This is a genomic window from Thermincola ferriacetica, from assembly GCF_001263415.1.
Lineage (GTDB): Bacteria > Bacillota > Thermincolia > Thermincolales > Thermincolaceae > Thermincola > Thermincola ferriacetica.
Genome location: NZ_LGTE01000016.1, coordinates 31,342 through 49,741, shown reverse-complemented (window position 1 = coordinate 49,741; position 18,400 = coordinate 31,342). Strand labels below are relative to the sequence as shown.

General features: G+C 46.5%; 22 protein-coding genes. 20 read left to right on the top strand and 2 right to left on the bottom strand.

The features are described from left to right. Positions 1 to 19: 19 nt before the first annotated feature. Both Tfer_RS10725 and Tfer_RS10720 read right to left on the bottom strand, forming a co-directional pair. On the bottom strand, positions 20 to 703 hold the full coding sequence (locus tag Tfer_RS10725; protein ID WP_052218405.1) for a corrinoid protein: 684 nt from the start codon (positions 701 to 703) through the stop codon (positions 20 to 22). Positions 704 to 751: 48 nt separating this feature from the next. Further along, entirely contained in the window at positions 752 to 1,525 is a 774-nt protein-coding gene (locus Tfer_RS10720) for a helix-turn-helix domain-containing protein (RefSeq protein WP_052218404.1), read from the bottom strand. A 696-nt stretch (positions 1,526 to 2,221) separates the two neighbouring features. Here Tfer_RS10720 and Tfer_RS10715 point away from each other — a divergent pair. From Tfer_RS10715 to Tfer_RS10620, 20 genes are all read left to right on the top strand, one after another. Continuing rightward, positions 2,222 to 2,887 carry a cobalamin B12-binding domain-containing protein gene (locus Tfer_RS10715; RefSeq protein WP_052218403.1) on the top strand — a complete coding sequence of 222 codons (666 nt, stop codon included), beginning with the start codon at positions 2,222 to 2,224 and terminating at the stop codon, positions 2,885 to 2,887. 35 nt (positions 2,888 to 2,922) lie between these two features. Then, on the top strand, positions 2,923 to 4,872 hold the full coding sequence (locus tag Tfer_RS10710; protein WP_052218402.1) for an ASKHA domain-containing protein: 1,950 nt from the start codon (positions 2,923 to 2,925) through the stop codon (positions 4,870 to 4,872). Positions 4,873 to 4,912: 40 nt separating this feature from the next. Beyond that, complete coding sequence (locus tag Tfer_RS10705; protein ID WP_052218401.1) at positions 4,913 to 5,959, top strand: uroporphyrinogen decarboxylase family protein; 1,047 nt, start codon at positions 4,913 to 4,915, stop codon at positions 5,957 to 5,959. 106 nt (positions 5,960 to 6,065) lie between these two features. Next, positions 6,066 to 7,034: a tetrahydromethanopterin S-methyltransferase subunit H family protein gene (locus tag Tfer_RS10700; RefSeq protein WP_052218400.1), complete on the top strand. Its 969-nt coding sequence runs from the start codon at positions 6,066 to 6,068 to the stop codon at positions 7,032 to 7,034. Positions 7,035 to 7,050: 16 nt separating this feature from the next. After that, positions 7,051 to 8,106 carry a uroporphyrinogen decarboxylase family protein gene (locus tag Tfer_RS10695; protein ID WP_083436906.1) on the top strand — a complete coding sequence of 352 codons (1,056 nt, stop codon included), beginning with the start codon at positions 7,051 to 7,053 and terminating at the stop codon, positions 8,104 to 8,106. A gap of 106 nt (positions 8,107 to 8,212) precedes the next feature. After that, positions 8,213 to 9,301 (top strand): ABC transporter substrate-binding protein, encoded by a 1,089-nt coding sequence (locus Tfer_RS10690; protein ID WP_052218398.1) that lies wholly within the window; start codon positions 8,213 to 8,215, stop codon positions 9,299 to 9,301. Between the two features lie 14 nt (positions 9,302 to 9,315). Then, positions 9,316 to 10,152 carry an ABC transporter permease gene (locus Tfer_RS10685; protein ID WP_052218397.1) on the top strand — a complete coding sequence of 279 codons (837 nt, stop codon included), beginning with the start codon at positions 9,316 to 9,318 and terminating at the stop codon, positions 10,150 to 10,152. Further along, on the top strand, positions 10,143 to 10,895 hold the full coding sequence (locus Tfer_RS10680) for an ABC transporter ATP-binding protein (RefSeq protein ID WP_052218396.1): 753 nt from the start codon (positions 10,143 to 10,145) through the stop codon (positions 10,893 to 10,895). The genes Tfer_RS10685 and Tfer_RS10680 overlap by 10 nt, the downstream gene beginning before the upstream one ends. A 110-nt stretch (positions 10,896 to 11,005) precedes the next feature. Further along, complete coding sequence (locus Tfer_RS10675) at positions 11,006 to 11,452, top strand: carboxymuconolactone decarboxylase family protein (RefSeq protein ID WP_052218395.1); 447 nt, start codon at positions 11,006 to 11,008, stop codon at positions 11,450 to 11,452. A 30-nt stretch (positions 11,453 to 11,482) separates the two neighbouring features. After that, a complete protein-coding gene (locus Tfer_RS10670; RefSeq protein WP_242843584.1) occupies positions 11,483 to 12,328 on the top strand; it encodes a 4Fe-4S double cluster binding domain-containing protein in 846 nt (281 codons plus the stop codon). Next, complete coding sequence (locus tag Tfer_RS10665; RefSeq protein ID WP_052218394.1) at positions 12,282 to 12,629, top strand: DUF6951 family protein; 348 nt, start codon at positions 12,282 to 12,284, stop codon at positions 12,627 to 12,629. Before Tfer_RS10670 ends, Tfer_RS10665 begins: the two co-directional genes overlap by 47 nt. Before the next feature lie 22 nt (positions 12,630 to 12,651). Then, positions 12,652 to 13,566 carry a CobW family GTP-binding protein gene (locus Tfer_RS10660; RefSeq protein WP_052218393.1) on the top strand — a complete coding sequence of 305 codons (915 nt, stop codon included), beginning with the start codon at positions 12,652 to 12,654 and terminating at the stop codon, positions 13,564 to 13,566. After that, on the top strand, positions 13,553 to 14,362 hold the full coding sequence (locus Tfer_RS10655) for a respiratory nitrate reductase subunit gamma (RefSeq protein ID WP_052218392.1): 810 nt from the start codon (positions 13,553 to 13,555) through the stop codon (positions 14,360 to 14,362). Before Tfer_RS10660 ends, Tfer_RS10655 begins: the two co-directional genes overlap by 14 nt. Beyond that, the gene (locus Tfer_RS10650; RefSeq protein WP_083436905.1) at positions 14,328 to 15,584 is read left to right on the top strand and encodes a (Fe-S)-binding protein; all 1,257 of its coding nucleotides are present in this window, start codon (positions 14,328 to 14,330) and stop codon (positions 15,582 to 15,584) included. Before Tfer_RS10655 ends, Tfer_RS10650 begins: the two co-directional genes overlap by 35 nt. A 54-nt stretch (positions 15,585 to 15,638) precedes the next feature. Further along, positions 15,639 to 16,217, top strand: a complete 579-nt coding sequence (locus tag Tfer_RS10645; RefSeq protein WP_152909034.1) for a hypothetical protein — start codon at positions 15,639 to 15,641, stop codon at positions 16,215 to 16,217. A 68-nt stretch (positions 16,218 to 16,285) separates the two neighbouring features. Further along, a complete protein-coding gene (locus tag Tfer_RS10640) occupies positions 16,286 to 16,558 on the top strand; it encodes an MBL fold metallo-hydrolase (RefSeq protein WP_052218389.1) in 273 nt (90 codons plus the stop codon). Further along, a complete protein-coding gene (locus tag Tfer_RS10635) occupies positions 16,537 to 16,716 on the top strand; it encodes an MBL fold metallo-hydrolase (RefSeq protein WP_052218388.1) in 180 nt (59 codons plus the stop codon). The genes Tfer_RS10640 and Tfer_RS10635 overlap by 22 nt, the downstream gene beginning before the upstream one ends. Positions 16,717 to 16,742: 26 nt before the next feature. Beyond that, on the top strand, positions 16,743 to 17,075 hold the full coding sequence (locus tag Tfer_RS10630) for a CGGC domain-containing protein (RefSeq protein WP_052218387.1): 333 nt from the start codon (positions 16,743 to 16,745) through the stop codon (positions 17,073 to 17,075). A gap of 175 nt (positions 17,076 to 17,250) precedes the next feature. Next, the gene (locus Tfer_RS10625; RefSeq protein WP_013119395.1) at positions 17,251 to 17,775 is read left to right on the top strand and encodes a YeeE/YedE thiosulfate transporter family protein; all 525 of its coding nucleotides are present in this window, start codon (positions 17,251 to 17,253) and stop codon (positions 17,773 to 17,775) included. Further along, on the top strand, positions 17,775 to 18,374 hold the full coding sequence (locus Tfer_RS10620; RefSeq protein WP_013119396.1) for a YeeE/YedE thiosulfate transporter family protein: 600 nt from the start codon (positions 17,775 to 17,777) through the stop codon (positions 18,372 to 18,374). The genes Tfer_RS10625 and Tfer_RS10620 overlap by 1 nt, the downstream gene beginning before the upstream one ends. Positions 18,375 to 18,400: the final 26 nt, after the last annotated feature.

Sequence of the window (18,400 nt, the reverse complement as noted above, 5' to 3'; positions counted from 1 at the left end):
ACCTGAAATGGTAGTAAATTTAAGTTTTCTGTTTTCTCTGTTCATCGATTAATTTAGCTGTATTAAGCATCTGTTGAACCACTGACAGGGCCTTGTGGGCGTCGGGGGCGTATCCGTCAGCGCGCCATTTTATAGCATGCAGTTTTGTGACCGGTGAACCGCCAATCATGACTTTTAGATCAGGTTTCTTTTCTTTGAGTTTTTGAATCAGTCCTTTCATTTCGTACATTGTAGTAGACATCATAGAAGACATGCATACCAGGTCAAAATCGTTTTTCAGAGCTGTTTTCAGGAATACCTCTACTGGAACATCCCTGCCCAGGTCGGTCACTTCATAACCGGATATCTCGAACATCAGCTTGACTAGGTTTTTCCCAATATCATGGACATCTCCTTCAACTACCCCGATAAGTATTTTGCCGCACGCATTCTGTACACTTGAGGTCATGTGGGGCTGAAATATTTCCAGTCCTTTGTACAGGGTTTCGGCACACATTAGCATTTCCGGGATAAAGTAGACCTGTTCTTCGTATAATCGGCCAACTTCCAGCATGCCGGGGATAAGTCCTTCGAAAACAGCCTTGTTGGCATCCAGGCCAAGGTCCAGATACTCATGGCACAAGGCTTCTATGTTTTCCGTATCAAAATCAATTACTGCTTTTTTAAGTGCTTCCAGAAGAGGGCTTTCTTTTTCCTGTGCCATTTAACGGTTCCCCCCTAATTTTATATTTTGATGTTTTCGGCTAATAACTCAGGATAAAAATTTGCGGTTCATTTTAAAGAATTCCACAAAATACAGTAAGAACTTCAGTTCGCCAGGAGTAAGATCCCTGACTGCCAGAAGAATTGCCTCAACCTTGGGGTCGCCAAGAAGGGAAACAATTTCCGGGCTCAGGCTTGACAAAAACTGGGAAGTAGAGTTTGTATCGAGAAGAAAGTACGAGGTTTCCACATCCAGCACTTCAGCAATCCGTTCCAGCGTTTCCAGGGATGGCATGGTAATATTATTTTCAATCTGGCTGATTAAACTGGGTGAGAGGTCTGCGGAACCGGCCAGATCCGCCTGGGACATGGCGCGTTTTTCCCGGAGATCCCTGATTTTATCGCCCAGTTGTATTGAATAGGGGTTTCTCTCAACAAAGTAACGTAAAGTTACATTGAGGGCTGATGAGAGTTTTTCCAGTTGTTCCAGGGTAGGCCTGATCAGGTTTCTTTCTATGTTCTGAATATCCTCAACCGGTATCTGGCTCAGCTCCGCCAGGTCTTCAGTGCTTAAACCGCGGCTTTTCCGGATATTTTTGAGTTTTTCACCGGTGACTGTATTATTTTCCGAATTAGTCATCAGATAGGAGACAGAAATATTTAAAAGCGAACTGATTTTTTTTACCATTATAACCGACGGTTTTTTGATATCACGCTCGACTGCGCTCAGATAGGAAGGAGACACGCCCAGTTTTTCTGCCAACTGGGTAACGGTTAATCCCCTCTCTTTTCGGAATTCTCTGATTTTACTGCCTAAAGACATGACAAAACCCCTTAATCATGATTTTACCGATATGTTATTATTTACGAATTATATTTTTTAAAAAACATTTTAACACAAGATATAACTTTTGGAAAGAAATAAATAAAAGTTTACTGCAATTTTTTCAGCATAGGCACAACTTTGATTAACCAAATAAACCATTTGCGGTTCGATTTCGACCGTTGGGGACAACTATAAAACCGTTGGGCGACACTGTCAGTATGTCCAAAAATATCTTTTCCCAATGTGATTTTGACAGGTTTGCAGGATCTGCAGAAGATATGCAGTCATGGAAGAAAGTTCCTAAAAACCATGAAAATAAAGGGTTTAGGGGCGTTTTTTACAGCCTAATTATGTAGTATAAGTAAAATTATAATGAACCAATAAAACCAGTAAGAGGCGGAAGAAAACCGTTTGGGTGCACAAAATGACTGTTTAAGGAAGTTTAATTAAAAAGGGGAGTTAAAAGAGGTATGATAAAAACAAAAAACCGAGCTAAGGGGTTTTTGTTATCCCCGTATTTAGCATCAGTGAAATATTTATGAACCAAATAATGCTAATTGTTAATTGCGGCCGCTATAAACAAATTGGCAGGTAAAAGGGAGGTGAAACGGTTTTCCGGGTCAGAGTAAGATTTCATATCATTTGGTAGGCAATTGTTTAGAATTCAAAATTCTTCGGAGGAGGTTTTCATTTATGGCAAGTGCAGAAAGAGAAAAAGAGTTGTTTGAAGCATTGAAGCAGGGAGTTATTGATTATGATGAAGATGCGGTAAGGGAGGCAGCCCAGGCTGTTGTTGGTGAGGGTATTGACGCTTACAGGGCTGTATTTGAGGGTCTTGTGGAAGGTATGAATGAGGTTGGCAGACTCTATGAAGAGCAGGAATATTTCGTACCTGAGATATTGATGTGTGCCGATGCTCTGTATGCCGGCCTTGAGATTCTCAAACCTCACATTCAGAAGAAGGATATGGGTGTAAAAGGAACAGTTGTTATGGGCGTAGTACAGGGTGATGTGCACGACATCGGTAAGAATATTGTGAAGATGATGTTTGACGTGGCTGGCTTTGAGGTGCATGACCTGGGGCGTGACGTTCCCCTGGAGAAATTCGTAGAAGAACAGTTAAAGACCGACTCGGATTTACTTTGCTTGTCGGCGATGATGACCACTACTATGGTTGGGATGCCGGAAATCATTAAAAAAGTAAAAGAGAAGAACCCCAAATGCAAGATTATGATCGGTGGAGCTCCGGTTTCTGAAGACCTGGCCGGTAAGTGGGGGGCCGACGGTTTTGCCAAGGATGCCAATAACGCCTTGAAAGAGGCGCTGAACATGGTTAAGGCCTTGAAAGATATGCAATAAAGAATATATCAACAGCCCTGGAGGAGGTATACCAAATGGAGTATAATGTGATATTTCAGCCCTCCGGCCGCCGGGGAAAGGTTGCGGAAGGGAAAACCCTTTTGACAGCATCCCATGAGCTGGGGGTTGATATCGAGGCACCTTGTGGAGCGCATAAGGTATGCGGCAAGTGTAAAGTAAAAATTGAAACCGGATTTTTTGAGAAATTCGGCATAGATTCACAGATGGATCATCTTTCGCCGTTAACCGAAGAAGAGAAGAAATTGCTCAAAGAAGACGAAATTGCCAACAATTATCGCCTGGCCTGTGCTGCTGAGATAAAGGGGGATGTGCTGGTATTTGTCCCGGAAGAAAGCCGCAAAGCAGACCAGGTTGTATTGGATACCGGCAAGGAAAGGACCTTTAAGCTCGATCCGGCAGTGAAAAGCTATTATGTCGAAATGCCGCCGGCCACTCTGGAAGACCACAGGGATGACCTGCGCCGGCTGCAGGACGCTTTGAAGGAACAGTTTGGCCTGGAAAATCTGAGCATAGATTACTTTGTGCTGAGGGAACTGCCCAACATCCTCAGAGACGGCGACTGGAAGGTAACGGCAAGTGTTTTGTATGACCGGGAAATAATTGACGTCAGGCCTGGATTTGTACAAAAATGGTACGGTATTGGCATAGACGTCGGAACAACCACTGTGGCAGCCTACTTGTGCGATCTGAGCACGGGTGAAATGCTTGTCAAGGATGGGATGATGAACCCGCAGGTTCGTTACGGTGAGGATGTACTGTCCCGGATTACGTACGCCATGATGCACGAAGACGGTCGTGAGAAGCTACATCAGGCCATAATTGAAGGGATAAACACCCTGGCTCAGCGGATGACCGAAAAGGTCGGCCTGACGCCCAATGATGTGCTGGAAATTACCTTGGTGTTCAACACGGCGATGCACCACTGCCTGCTGAACCTGGAACCCAAATATATGGGCAGGGCCCCGTTTGCGCCGGCCATCAGCGCTCCATACGATGTTAAAGCCCGCGACCTGGGAATCAAGATCAACAAAGCTGCCAACATTCATGTCTTACCGGTGGAAGCAGGTTTCGTGGGACCTGACAACGTAGCGGTACTGATAGCTGAAGAACCATATAAGCAGGATGATGAAATACGCCTGATTATCGATATCGGTACCAATGGCGAGATTGACCTTGGTAACAGAAAGAAACTGCTGTCAACTTCCTGTGCTACCGGCCCGGCATTGGAGGGTGCGCAGATCAAGTTCGGTATGCGTGCCGCTCCCGGAGCAATTGAAAAAATCAAGATTGATCCGGAAACCTTGGAGTGTACATACAAGGTAATCGGTGACGACAAGTGGCATGGCCGCGGCAGTAAGGGTAATGCCAAGGGTATCTGCGGGTCCGGTATCATCGACATGGTGGCAGAAGTCTTCAAGGCAGGAATCATTAACAAGACCGGCCGTTTTAACACCAAGCTCAAGACAGACCGTATTCGCAAGGATGAAAACGGCAAGCCGGAATATGTCCTGGTATTTGCAGAGGACAGCGGTATTGGCAAAGATATCACGGTGACCCAGGGTGATATCAGGGCTGTACAATTGGCTAAAGCTGCTCTGTATGTTGGAGCAAAGATGCTGATGCGCCACTTGGGTGTTGAGAAGGTGGACCGGGTAACTCTGGCCGGCGCCTTTGGAAGTTTTATCGATAAAGAATCTTCCATGGTTATTGGCATGTTCCCTGACTGTGATCTGGAAAAGGTTCATGCAGTCGGTAATGCCGCCGGTGACGGCGCTCAGGCAGCGCTGCTTGACAAAAACAAGCGGATTGAGGCCCGGGATGTGGCGGCCAGTGTCCAGTTTGTAGAGACAGCGGTCGAACCTGACTTCCAGGAGCGTTTTGCCGAAGCAATGGCTTTTCCACATGCTGTTGATCCATTCCCCAGTATCCAGCATATTCTTGACAGGATTCCCGGATATAAGTAAACAGGTTGTGAAGGGCCTCATTTTAAATGGAGGTGCGAAAATGAAACCTAAAGAGTGTGTACTGACAGCCTTTGAAAACAAGAAACCGGAGAGGGTGCCCGCCATCATTTACGGTGGTGGCGTGTGGACCATGAAGCATACCGGTAACACGTTTGACGGCTTGATTGGGAAGCCCAGAGAGATGGCGGATATGATTATCAGGGTCAATGAGGAAATCCAGTCTGACATGGTGTATGTGGGTTCGGGTTATAACAACGTGCATTTACAGCCTTTTGGCGGGAGGATAAAATACCGTCCTGTCGGCGCTCCTGACCTGGAAGAACCGCTGATCAACAATGATGAAGACCTGGACAGGCTGATTGAAAAATATCCTGATGTCCGCGCCACTCTGGCCAGTGATCCGGTGGTCAATACTATCTGGGAAGCTGCCCGGTACGTACATGAGGCTATCGGCGATGATTACCTGGTATCGGCTACGGCCTGGGGCCCCTTTTCTCTGGCTGCCCAGATGTACGGCGTGGAAAGAATGATGAAGGATATGTTCAAAAAAGGCGATATAGTTGCCCGGACTATCGATTTTGCCACTGAAATTGTCTACTATTTCTATGAGCCTATGATTAAAGAAGGGGCTATAGAGGCAACCGCTGTTGCTGATGCAACAGCGTCCGGTGACCTTGTATCTGCAAGGATGTTCAAGAAATTTGCCCTTCCTGGGCTGCAGAAGTTCCATGGCAAAGTACAAAAATTGGGATGCGCCCGGTTCCTGCACATCTGTGGGGACACGACCAAGAGCCTGGAACTGTTCCCGGAGACGGGAGCTCAGTGTATTGCCATTGACATGAAGGTAGACTTAGCTGTGGCACACGCCAAAATTGGCGACAAGATGTGCATCGGGGGCAACTCTCATCCCGTGTTTGTGTTAAATAACGGCACCAAGGAAGAAATTATTGCATCAGCCAAAGAATGTATCCAGAAGGCAGGCCTTGACGGAGGTTATGTTCTTTTACCCGGATGTGATATTCCGCCCGGAACGCCGGTTGAAAACATTCATGCATATCTGCAAACAGGAAGAGAGTGGAAATACTAACGGTTTATTTAAGATAAAAGGGGAATTGCCGGTTCTCTCTTCAATTCCCCTTTTATCAACTGAAATATTTATGGATGACAACAATTCTGATAAATGAGGTGAAAAAATGTTTAAATTAGAGAAACCACAGAAAGTTTGCCAGATCGGCCATTTTAAAGTTGGCGGACAGTATGGTGAAAATCCCCCACTTCTGATTTCTTCTATGTTCCATAACGGGGACAAAATACTGGAAAGCAGGAAAGAAGGCAAGTGGGACAGGGCCAAAGCAGAGGAATATATAAAAAGGCAGGAAGAACTGGAAGACAAGACAGGTATTCCGGCAATTACCGCTATGGTGGCCAATTCGGCGGAAGAAATGGCCAGGTATGTGGACTGGTTTATCAGTATCAGTGACCGGGCATTTGCAATTGACATGTGGATGGAAAAACCCAGGCTGGAAGCAGCAGAATACATTGCCAAGAAGGGTTTGCAGGATCGTTTGGTTTACAACAGTATTACCCCCTGGGATAAGGACATTCCCGGACAGGTCAAGGCATTGAAGGAAATGGGCATAAAGCATGTGATTGTTCAGGCTTATGATGTTACCGATCCTTCTCCGAACGGCCGATTAACCAGTTTTAATAAGATGATGGAGATGATTGGGGAAGGGACTTTTGAATCCATCCTCATTGACACCTCGGTCATGAATCTGCCGGCCATAGCCTTTTCCGGAGTAGCCAACCGGATTGTTAAAGAAGCTACCGGGTGGCCTTGCGGTGTAGCCAGTTCAAATGGTACGTACATGTGGAAACAGGCCCGTGAACTGTTTGGAACAGACGGTTTTGCGGCTATGAATGCTTCGGGGCAGGGCTGCTCGGCGCTGTTATGGTCCGACTTTATTTTCTACGGCCCCATCGTTGCAGCCCCCAAGATGTTCCCGGCAGTAGTTTCCGGTGCGGTAATGGCAGCCACTATGGGATTCTATGAAACAGGGAAATTACCGTCAAATGAAAATCACCCGCTGTATAAGTTTTTCGGAGACTTTGTTGAGAAGCTGAAGTCGGGAGACCAGCAGGCCCTCCCGGTACATGACTAATATTGGGGGGAAAACTATGAATTCTAAAGAGAGAGTTTTAAAAATTTTAAAGGGCGAAGAAGCTGACAGGCCGGCTTGCTTCAGCGGAATGGGCAATGTTACTACTGCGGGACTTGACCAACTGGGGTACAAATTTGCCACTGTTCATGGTGACGCCAAAAAGCTGGCTGAAACAGCCGCTACTTCCTACCGGCTTTTTGGCTACGAGTGTGCTGTAGTTCCTTATGACCTCTGCGTGGAGGCTGAGGCTATCGGCTGTGTGATGAATCCATATGAGGATGTTTCCAATCTTCTTTATCCGACTATCAAAGAGAAGGTTTGCCATTCGCAAGATGAAATGACAACCTTCCCCATCCCTGACAATATTTCTTCCCGTGGCCGGGTACCGGTAGTATGTGAGGCGATTAAACTGCTCCAGGCAGATATAGGAAACGAAGTGGCTGTAGGCACTTATGTGCTCGGGCCTTTTACCCTGGCAGGGCAACTGATGGACCTTAACGACCTGTTGAAGCTGTCTTTTAAAAAGCCTGACCTGGTTAATGCCACTTTGGACCGGTTGGCTACTGTAATCATTGAAATAGCTAAAGCGTACCATGCGGCTGGAGCGGATTATATTACCGTCAGGGAAATGGGCGCTCCGACTGATGTACTGAGTCCAAAAGTATTTAAAAATGTAATCGCTCCTCACCTGAAGAGAGTCTTTGAAGCGCTGGCCGAAATTAAGTGCCCGGCTGTGCTGCATATGTGCGGTAAGACGAACCCGATTATGTCCATCATGAAGGGGACAGGTGCTCCGGCTATTTCTGTCGAGCAGAGCAACGATCTGTTAATGAGCCGGGATGATATTGGCTGGGACACCCTCCTATTCGGCAATGTGGACGCTTATAATGTTCTTGTTACTGGCAGCCCGGCAGATGTGGAAGCAGCAGTTATCAAGGCTCTCGAAGGCAGTGCTGATGCTATCTGGCCCAGTTGCGATATCTGGCCCACAGCTCCCATGGAAAATATGAAGGCAATGGTGGAAACTACCAAAAAATACGGCGCTGAAAAGTGGGCCCGCAAAAAGAGATAAACAATCTTGGCGTTAACATAAAGTGGAAAAGGGCCGGTCCGGTGACGGGGCGGACCGGTCCCGATTCCACCACCAAATAATAACACAGGTGGGAGGTAGTGCCATAATGAAAGTAAGGGTTTTTTCTGTAATTGCGTTTTTGCTTGTTATTATGCTTCTGAGTGGGTGTTCAGGTCCGAAAAAGAAAGATAACGGTTCTCAGCAGGCTGCTGACAAAAAGGACAATGTTGTATATCTGGTGCAGACAGCTCCCACTAACATGTTGGAACAGCTAAAAGCGGGGGAGATTGACGGCTTTGTGGCCTGGGAACCGTTTTGTACGGTGGCCGCTAAAGCCGGTCAGGGCAAATACTTATTTAAGTCACCGGATGTCTGGCAAAATCATCCGTGTTGTGTGGTTGCTGTAAGTGGTAATTTTCAAGATAAGCAAGCGGTCGAAGCCTTTGTTTGGGCACATATAAAAGCTACCAGGTTTATTAATGATCCCGCTAACAGGGATAAGGTTATTAAATATGCCAGTGAATTCACCGGGAAGAGTCCCGATGTGGCAGAAAAGGCGTTGGCCAATATTACTTATGTTGAATATCCCGCCAAGGAAGAATTTCAGGATTATTATAACAGTTTGGAACAGGGCGGCCTTATCAAAAGGTCGGTGAGTGACCTTGGGTATCAGGACAGAGACAGTTTTTTTGCCGCGTTTTTGCAGGAATCCGTTTATAAGGATGTGGCTGACAGACTGGACAGGAATTCTGATTGGGTACCGGAGCCGGTTGCGGACAATACCAGGCTGAGGGTCGGTTATTTGAATTATGACCTGCATCAGTTAGCCATGTATGTTGCCGAAAAAGAGGGTTACTATGCCAAAGTCGGTCTGCTGCCGGGACGAAACCTGGAAACCAGGGTTTTTCCTAACGGTGTCGCTGTTATGGAAGCTTTTAAGGCAAAAGACATAGATATGGCATACCTGGGGGGAGCTCCGGCCACGCTGAAAAGGATCAATGACAATATTCCCGTCGAGGTGGTTGCCGGGGCTAATAATGAAGGGTCCGGCCTGATTGTCAGAAACGATACGGCCATCAATTCGGTGGCGGACCTGAAGGGCAAAACCATTGCTGTTCCCGGATTGGGCACCGTGCAATTTACTTTATTGGACAAAGCGCTGAAGAATAATGGATTGCGGCCAATAATCAAATAAAAGGATGATATTTCATGGACTGGTTTATTTGCCCGCCGGCAGAAACTGCAAATGTTCAACTGAAAGGTATCTGTTTCCGTAAAAAGATTAATTGGGTTTTCCTAAGAGTCCTGTCAATTATTACTGTGCTGGGACTCTGGCAAGTACTGGTCAGTCTTCGGTTGCTGGAACTGCCGTCGCCATGGGAAACAATAAAGACATTTATATATTTACTTGTATATGGAGACCCGCTTTTTAACAAGACACTGGTGGAGATAGTCTGGTCAAGTTTGCAGATAGTTATCAAGGCGTGTCTGTTAAGTTTCGCGGTAGCGATTCCCCTGGGCATTTTAATGGGAACGGTAACCTGGGTCAGGCAATATGTTGACTCGGTTTTGGAAATGTTAAGGCCTATTCCGCCGCTGGCCTGGATACCGCTGGCATATGTTATTTTTGCCAGAGCAGGCAGTCCTACTGAGTGTGTGCAGGTTTTTGTGGTTTTTATCGGCGCTTTTTTCCCTGTTTTGCTTGATACAATTCACGGGATTAATATGGTCAGCGGTATCTACGTGGAAGCGGCCATGACAATGGGAGCATCCCGGTGGCAGATCCTAACAAGGATAATGTTACCCGGGGCTTTGCCGTCGATATTTAACGGGATCCGTGTCGGCTTTGGTGTTGGCTGGATGTGCATTGTAGCAGCAGAATTTGTTGGGGGTAAACTGGGTATCGGATATTATATCTGGTCTTCATATTCCATCGGGGGCCGGGAAGCTGAAATTATCAGCGGCATAATAGCTATCGGGCTGGTGGGTACGGCTATAAACAGAATGGTTCTCTTCCTGGAAGAGAGGTTGATACAATGGCGTTAGTTTTAAGCGGTGTTACCCACCGGTTTAAAGAAATAAAGATCTTTGAAAAGCTGGATTTGGAAGTGGAGGAGGGTTGTTTTTGTTGCATAGTCGGGCCCAGCGGATGTGGAAAGAGCACACTGCTGAGAATTATTTCCGGGCTATATAAGCCTGTAGAGGGTAGGGTTTTACTGGACAAAGCGCCTCTGTCACTGGAAAAAGGTGAGATTGGATTTGTTTTTCAGGAAGATACCCTTTTTCCGTGGTATACGGTGGAACAAAATATTAAATTTGCCCTCAGGGCCAGGAATATTGACAAAAACTTGTGGGACCGGACCGTTGATTATACTTTGCAGAAAGTCGGTCTTGCTGAATACAGGCATTATTACCCGAAACAACTATCCGGCGGGATGAAGCAACGGGTAGCCATTGCCCGGGTGTTGGCTTATAATCCCAGACTGCTCCTGATGGATGAGCCCTTTGCCTCCCTTGACGCTTTAAACCGGAACAGGCTCCAGGCTGATCTGGTTGATTTATGGCACAGAGAGAAAAAAACAGTTATATTTGTCACCCATAACATAGATGAAGCGGTATTCCTGGCTGAACGGATAGTCGTTATGGGCTCCAAACCGGGGAGGATAAAACAAATCCTTGAACTTGACCTGCCCCGGCCGCGGGACCGAACAGGTGCTGAGTTCTGCCGTCTCAGACGAAGGATCCTGGCCATGATTGAAGGAGCAATGTCTGAAGGCCTTTCTGAATGAGGCGGAGGCTCAATAGAAGGAGGAGGTGAAGTGGAATTACCAAGGACGGCGTTGAGTGGTGGATTAAAAAACTAAAAAATCTAATTTTTGAAAGGAGCGAATTTAAAATTATGAGTGAAGAAAAGAAATTGACTCCGGAAGAAGCTAACAAATACATGGAAGAACAAATGCTTTTTGTACCCAGGATGTTTAAGGTGGCAAATCAAATTAATCCTGAAGCAGGCAAGACTTTTGCTGATTTTTACAACAGTTTGTGGAAAGACGGAGCGCTTAGCCGCAAGGTAAAAGAATTGATTTTCATGGCATGTGCTGTAGCTTATTGTTCCCCCCGATGTATTGTTCATGCATATCCGGCAGCTAAGGCCGGCGCTACTGTAGAGGAAACTTTTGAGGCAGCGGCTATCGGCATGATTGCAGCCGGTTTTGTTCCCGGTGGACCTGGAATACCCTATGCATTTGAGTATGCGGCAAAATGTGTTGAGATAGTTGAAAAGACTCATAAAGGCGAGCCCTGGGAATACCTGCCGAAGCCGAAATGGGACCACGGTGTTTATTAAAATTTTCCAGTCGGGGTCCGGGAGGGGCGTATGCCCCTCCTTACCCGATATACCGTAGTTTTTGACGGAGAATATTCAAAAATTTTGGAAAGAGGGTGCCGGACTATGCTTAATTTTCCGCTGCAACGAAGGGAGCGACATATGAGAACCATAGATTCAGAAAAATTAAAAAGAAAAATTCTTGAGTGGGGAGCGTCTCTTGTTGGGTTCGGGGATGTGAGTATTGGGTTGGCATCCGAATTTCAACATATGCCCAATGCTATTTCTCTGGCAGTAAAACATCCTGTCGGGCGTGGAATATACAGATGCGGGTCAATGACCGCCTATTCTAATCAATATGAGGAAGTTGACAGAACATTGGAATCGGTCCAGAAAAATATTACGGCCTTGCTCAAATCGCAGGGATGGCGGACCTTGGCCATACCTCCCGATTCGGCCAAAATCGACGGGACATTCGTATCCAGGCTTTATCCTTTGTTTCCCCATAAAACTGCTGCCACATGTGCCGGTCTGGGTTGGATTGGCAAGAGCGGGTTGCTGGTTAATCCGATGTTCGGGGCGCGGTTGAGTTGGGCCACTGTGTTAACGGATGCGCCCCTGCAAGTCTGCCGGTCGCCCTATGTGGAAAGTAAGTGCGGAAACTGTTCCCGGTGTGTGAATGCCTGTCCGGCATCTGCTATAAGAAATGCCATCTGGAAACGGGGAGAAAAAGCGGAAGTATTTATTAACGTGAAGGCCTGTTCGGAATATCTGAGTTATACGGCCAGGGTTTTTCAGAAATATATTTGCGGGCTTTGTGTGCTTGCCTGCCCTTTGGGAGGTGGGAAGGGTGAAAGCCGTCAAAACAGTGGTAGAAGCGGGAGCATGCGGTTTTAAAGTACTTATAATGGCAGAACTTGATGAGCAAAAACTGCTCAACCTGAAATTTCACAGCGCATGTAAACCTGTCATGGAATTAAACGGCAAATTTGAGAGTCTGAACTGGAAAAAAGGCGTCTTTGGCAAAATGCTTGATTCATACATATATAAGGTATGTTCTGAACACTTGAAGCATGTGGATTGTCCTGTGCCCAGCGCAATTTTAAAATCTGTCCAGGTATTGGCCGGTGCGGCCGTGGAACAGGAAGTACACATGAAAATCAGGTTTTTTAATCAGGAGTGTGCGGATTCTGAGTAATGTAGAAAGTGCAGGTGGGCAGATGAAAATACAACTGATATGCGGATTCTTGGGAGCAGGGAAAACTACTTTCCTGAAAAAAATGCTCCGGCAGCAGGCCTTTGACACGGTTGTCCTGGTAAACGAATTGGGGGAACTCGGTATCGATGGAGATGTTATTTCTGAAGGAGGCAACTTCAGTGTGGTGGAACTGCCGAGTGGCTGTATCTGTTGTACCCTCAGAAAAAGCATGGTGGATGCGGTTAGAGAGATAATGGAAAAATATGCTCCCGGGCAACTGCTCATTGAGCCCTCGGGAATAGCTTCTCCCTCTTCTGTTATTCTGGCCCTAAAGAATGCTGATTTCCGGGCTGAAATTGAACTGGCGCCGGTAGTGGGGATCATTGATTCTGTGTTCTTTGTTGATGTAGTACTTCCTGGTGATATGGACGATATAGGAGAATTTTTTAAGGATCAGATTTTGAATTCGGATATTATCCTGCTTAACAAGGCAGACCTGGTGGATAAAGAGGATATAAACCGCTGCAAGGAAATGATTTTGTCTGTCAATCCGGCAGCGCTGATTATCCCGACAGTTTACTGCCAGACGGAGCTTCCCGGCATTACAGCAAAAGGTGAAGTTACGCATATACACTTTTCGCCGGATTTTCAGGCGGAGTCTTTTATCTTTCCGGGTGCCATGCATCGTTCCGGGCTGGCATTTCTGTTGGCTGGTCTGGACAGCAAAGAATATGGGGAAATATTCAGGGCCAAAGGAATTGTGAGAACCGAAAAAGGTCTACAGGTATTTGACTGGGTGCATGGGCTGACCAATTTCCGGGAAATAGACAGCATGGGAGAAAACAGGGAAAACAGGCTGGTGTTTATCGGGCGTGAAATTGACCGTGCTAGACTGGAAAAAACCATCAGGGGAAGGTTGGTGCATGGAGATGAATGAACTTTACTATAAACCCTGGATATATTTTTGGATCGTACAGTCTCTGGGCCTGCTGCTGTTTGCATCAGGAATGGCGTATAAAATATCCTTTTACTTTAAAGCCCAAAGAAAATCACTGTATAAAAAGCCTGATTATCTGATCATGTTGAGGGCATTCTTGCGGGAAGTCCTTTTTCAGAAACAGTTGGCGGAAAAAAGTTTCATCCGCTGGTTTGCCCATATGGCCATATTTTACGGATTTATGGGTTTGCTGTTGTTATCAGCAATTGCAGTTGCTCTGGAAACGGTAATTCCCCGGGGTTCCGGTTTAAGTCTTTACATGCTTTACGGGCAGGGGCATAATTATTATAAAGCAGCAGGGGATTTATTTGGCCTGTTCATCTTAACCGGTCTGGTTGTGGCTTTTATCAGGCGTTATATACTCAGGGACAGCCAGTTGGATACAGATTTTTATGATTCAGTAACACTGGTAATCCTCTTTGTACTGGTCCTTACAGGATTTCTGCTGGAGGCGGCCAGAATTGCTCTGGCGGAGCCAACACCTGCACTGCAGTATTCTTTTTTCGGGTATCAGTTGGCCGGATTGTTGCGCGGGATGCCGGGCATTAAGGCTGTGGCAACGGGCTTGTGGGTCTGTCATTCAACGCTGAATGCTCTGTTGTTTGCTTACCTTCCGCACAGCAAACTGCTTCATATAATAAGCAGCCCGCTGGAAATTGTTTTAAATGCTTCCGAGGAAAGAATGAGGAGTGATTTATACTATGGTGACAGTGCAAACACCAAAGCTGCCTCTTGACCAACTGAGCCCAAGACAGTTGATGAGTCTGGATGCCTGCACAAGATGCGGGGAGTGTCAGAAATGGTGTCCGGTGTATACTCTGGAGAATAAGGAAGATGTTACCCCAAGGGCCAAAATGAAATATCTGAAGGATATTTTGCGGAGTCAGTATTCCGGCTTCTTGGGACTGAAATTATTTAAGCCGGAAATAAATCCTGATATTTTTGATAATTTCAGCAGGCGTTTGTATGACTGTTCCTGTTGCAACCAGTGTCACTTTGTCTGCCCGGTAAGGATTGATACCGTTGAGTTATGGGAAAACATCCGGGAAGCAATGTTTGTGTCACGGTTAGGTCCCGCACCGGATTCCAGAACATATTGTGAGACCTTAAAACAGTATGGCAATCCATATAAGAAGGAACAATCGGCCAGGACGGACTGGATTGAGAAAGGACTGGCGAAAGGAACTCTGCTGGCAAGACCTGAGTTTATCCAGGTTAACCTGGCGCCGGTCTTACTGTTCCTGGGCTGCACAGCCAGTTTTGATGAGAAGATCAACCTGGTTTCCCAGCATGCAGCCAATATCCTCAGTTATGCGGGGATTCCGTTCGGTATTCTGGGGCCCGATGAATTCTGCTGCTATGGAAAACTCAGGAGGATCGGGGATCCCGAGTTTCAAAGTCTGGCCCGGGCCAATCTCGAAAAACTCAACACTCTTGGCATAAATACACTGGTGACGGCCTGTGCCGGTTGTTACAAAACTATAAAACAGGACTACAGCAAAATCGGCAGGCAGAATTTTAAGGTCTACCATCTGGCCGAATATATAGATATTTTGCTTGCTGAAGGGAAAATCAGCCTTAATGTCCCTATACCCGGCAAGATAACATATCACGACCCGTGTTTGCTGGGCAGACATAACGGAATATACGAAGCGCCCCGCAGAGTACTGCGGGCCATCCCGCAACTGGAGCTGGTCGAAATGGAGAGGAACCGGCAATATTCCAGATGCTGTGGGGTTGGTGGCGGACTTAAAATGGCGAACCATGACCTTCAGGAAGCAGCTTCCGTTTACCGGATCAGGGAAGCGGAGGCAACGGGAGCAGGTTATCTGACAACTCCGTGCCCGACCTGTTATTCCGGTCTGGCAGGAGGAGCGGAGAAAAATGGTTCGCCGATAAAGCTCTATCATTTTGCCGAGCTTGTTTCCAAAGCCATGGGAATAAAATCTGACTTATAGTGAGGAAATTTTTTAAAAACAAACGGCTGCCGGTATGGGAAGAGTGGCTGATTTATGCCGGGGCTGACGGGGGTTATAGCATTGTTCTTAAACAAACAGAGGTTAACACGAGAGGAACTTCGGATGCTCAGTTTTCTCACCGCGGAAGAAAAAGAACGTTTGAACCAATTGGTAAATGAAATAAACAGGCTTGAAAATTTGGCTGTGGAACGATTCCGCAAACACCTTGAGCAAAACTTCGACCGGGAGTTGATGAATCTGGCCGGCGGGCTTCCTGCAACTAAAAAAAAATTCTGCCGGGCTTTGCGGGACAAACTGGAGGCGCTGCTCAGGCCTTACGGTAAGTTTGCTTTTGCCGTATGGGATTGGGAGTGGAATGAAGCAAAATATGCAGACTTAGTATCCGGATGGGAAAATGTTTATCAGTTTGAAGTAGAAACCGACAGCGATTTTCACTGTACCGTTTTTGCGAATGCGCCAAGGACTGAAGAATGGGCCCAGGAAGTGTTTGACCGATTTTTTTCGATAAAAAGTATCAAACAAAACATTGGCCTTGGTTTGGAAAATGAAATGGCAGAGAAGCTTATTTATATTATTGCCAGGGAATTAATCCCGGTACGGTATGAGACATAAATTATCCGTTCTGCAGGACAGAAGGACAGAATTGTTAGTGTTGCCGGCCGGAAAAGGGGATAGTTTGCATGCTGGTTAAGAGATTTTCAGTGGGGCCGTTGGGAGCAAACTGTTATGTTGTGATCTGTGAAGAGACCGGAAAGGCATTGGTAATAGATCCCGGAGGTGACGCGGGGAAAATACTGGCTTATCTGGACGAACAGAGGCTGCAGGCAAAATATATCATCAACACCCACGGGCATATAGACCATATCGGAGCCGGCCAGGAGCTACAGGAAGGAGCGTGCGCCAGCGGCTTATTCATTCACAGGATGCGGTCATGCTGGAAGACCCGGACCTAAATATTTCTACATATATCAGCGCCCCTGTCAGACAGCGACCGGCAGATTGTTTGATAAATGAAGGCGATGAAATAGAAACAGGCAGCCTGAAATTGAAGGTTATTGGTATATCCCGGGCATGCAGGGGTAACCACTGTCGGGAGAGAGAAAAAGTTTAATCTGTTTTTTTTAAAGAGGTGTTGATATGAAAGTTGGCTTGATCAGATGCAGGCAAACTGAGGACATGTGCCCGGCTACTACAGATTTTCTGGTGATGAAAGATAAAAAATGTGCTTTTGAAAATGTGCAGGAAAATATTGAATTGATCGGAGTCAATACCTGTGGCGGATGTCCGGGTAAAAAAGCTGTGACGAGGGCCGTTGAAATGGTTAAACGCGGAGCAGATACCGTTGTTCTGGCATCATGCATTACCCGGGGCAACCCGATTGGGTTTGCCTGTCCACATGCTAAAACAATAAAAGAAGCGATTGCGAAGAAACTGGGTGATCGGATTAAAATTATTGACTACACCCATTAACCTGATTTTGCATGCGTTCCGCTCAACCCATAATGCCATTGCAGAACAGACCGGTCCATGTGGCTGTAAAAATGATTGTGAACAGCCCTTCCTGAAATAAACCCCTTGACAATAATACCCCGTACCGGTATAATGTATATAACAATATATACCAAATTGAAAAGGAGGGGGTAATATGAGTCAAAATCAGAGTCATCGTGAATGGCACTGGGTTGTAGCCGGAATCGCCCTGGGATTGGTTATTACTTTTGCTTTTGCCACAGGCCACCCGGTCGGAACGGCTACGACTTATGAACGTGTAGCCGGTCATATCCTGGAGTTCATTTCCCCGGAATATGTTGCGAATACTGTTCATTACTATAGGGAAGCAGCTCCGGTCGCAGAGTGGCAGACTTTCTTTGTCTTGGGATTAATAGTTGCCGGTCTCATCGCACGTTTCTTTGTTGTAGGCAAGAAAGCAGAGGATGTTCCCGAAATGTTTGCGCAACATATCAGTCGTAGCCCCGGGAGAAGATACTGGCACGCATTTCTTGGCGGTGTATTTTTACTGTTTGGTTCCCGGCTGGCAGGCGGCTGCACCAGCGGGCTCTTTATGAGCGGTGGCAGCCAGTTAGCCCTGGCTTCTCTGGTTTTTGCTGCCGGAATGTTTGTTTCAGGTGTAATTACAGCCAAGCTTCTCTATAGAGGGAGGGATGTATAATGACGGAATTTGTGAGAACCGGCACACCCTTCAGTGTTTTGTTGTTAGGACTTATTACAGGTATAGCTTTTGGTTTTGTTATCTTTAAAATAGGTGCGTCCCGCTATGATAAGATTCTTAAAATGCTTTTGCTGAAAGATTTTGGTGTGCTCAAGTTTATGATGGTAGCAGTTGCTGTCGGGTCTATCGGTGTTTTCCTGACCGACAGTGTAATCTATATAGCGCCGATGCAGTGGATGAGACTGATTGTCGGCAGCCTGATATTCGGCGTGGGCTTTGCTTTGCTGGGCGGCTGCCCCGGTACAGTAATGGTTTCCCTTGGGGAAGGGAAAAAAGATGCCCTCTATGGAATATTGGGAGGTTTACTGGGCGCCGCGCTGTATGCCCATGTCTACCCTGTAATGGATAAGCTCTTTATTGCTCCGTATAACCTTGGCAAGATGACATTGTACAGCGCCCTGGGAGTCAGCTACGGAGTCGGGTTGATAATCTGGGTGGCAGTATTTGCAGGAGGCGCGTTCCTTATCCACAAGTTATTTGTGCCCGGCGGTAAAAAAGAATCGGCCGGAGTTAATACACAACCTGCCAAAGACGTATAACCAAGAAAGGAGGCTCTTCACCGGGA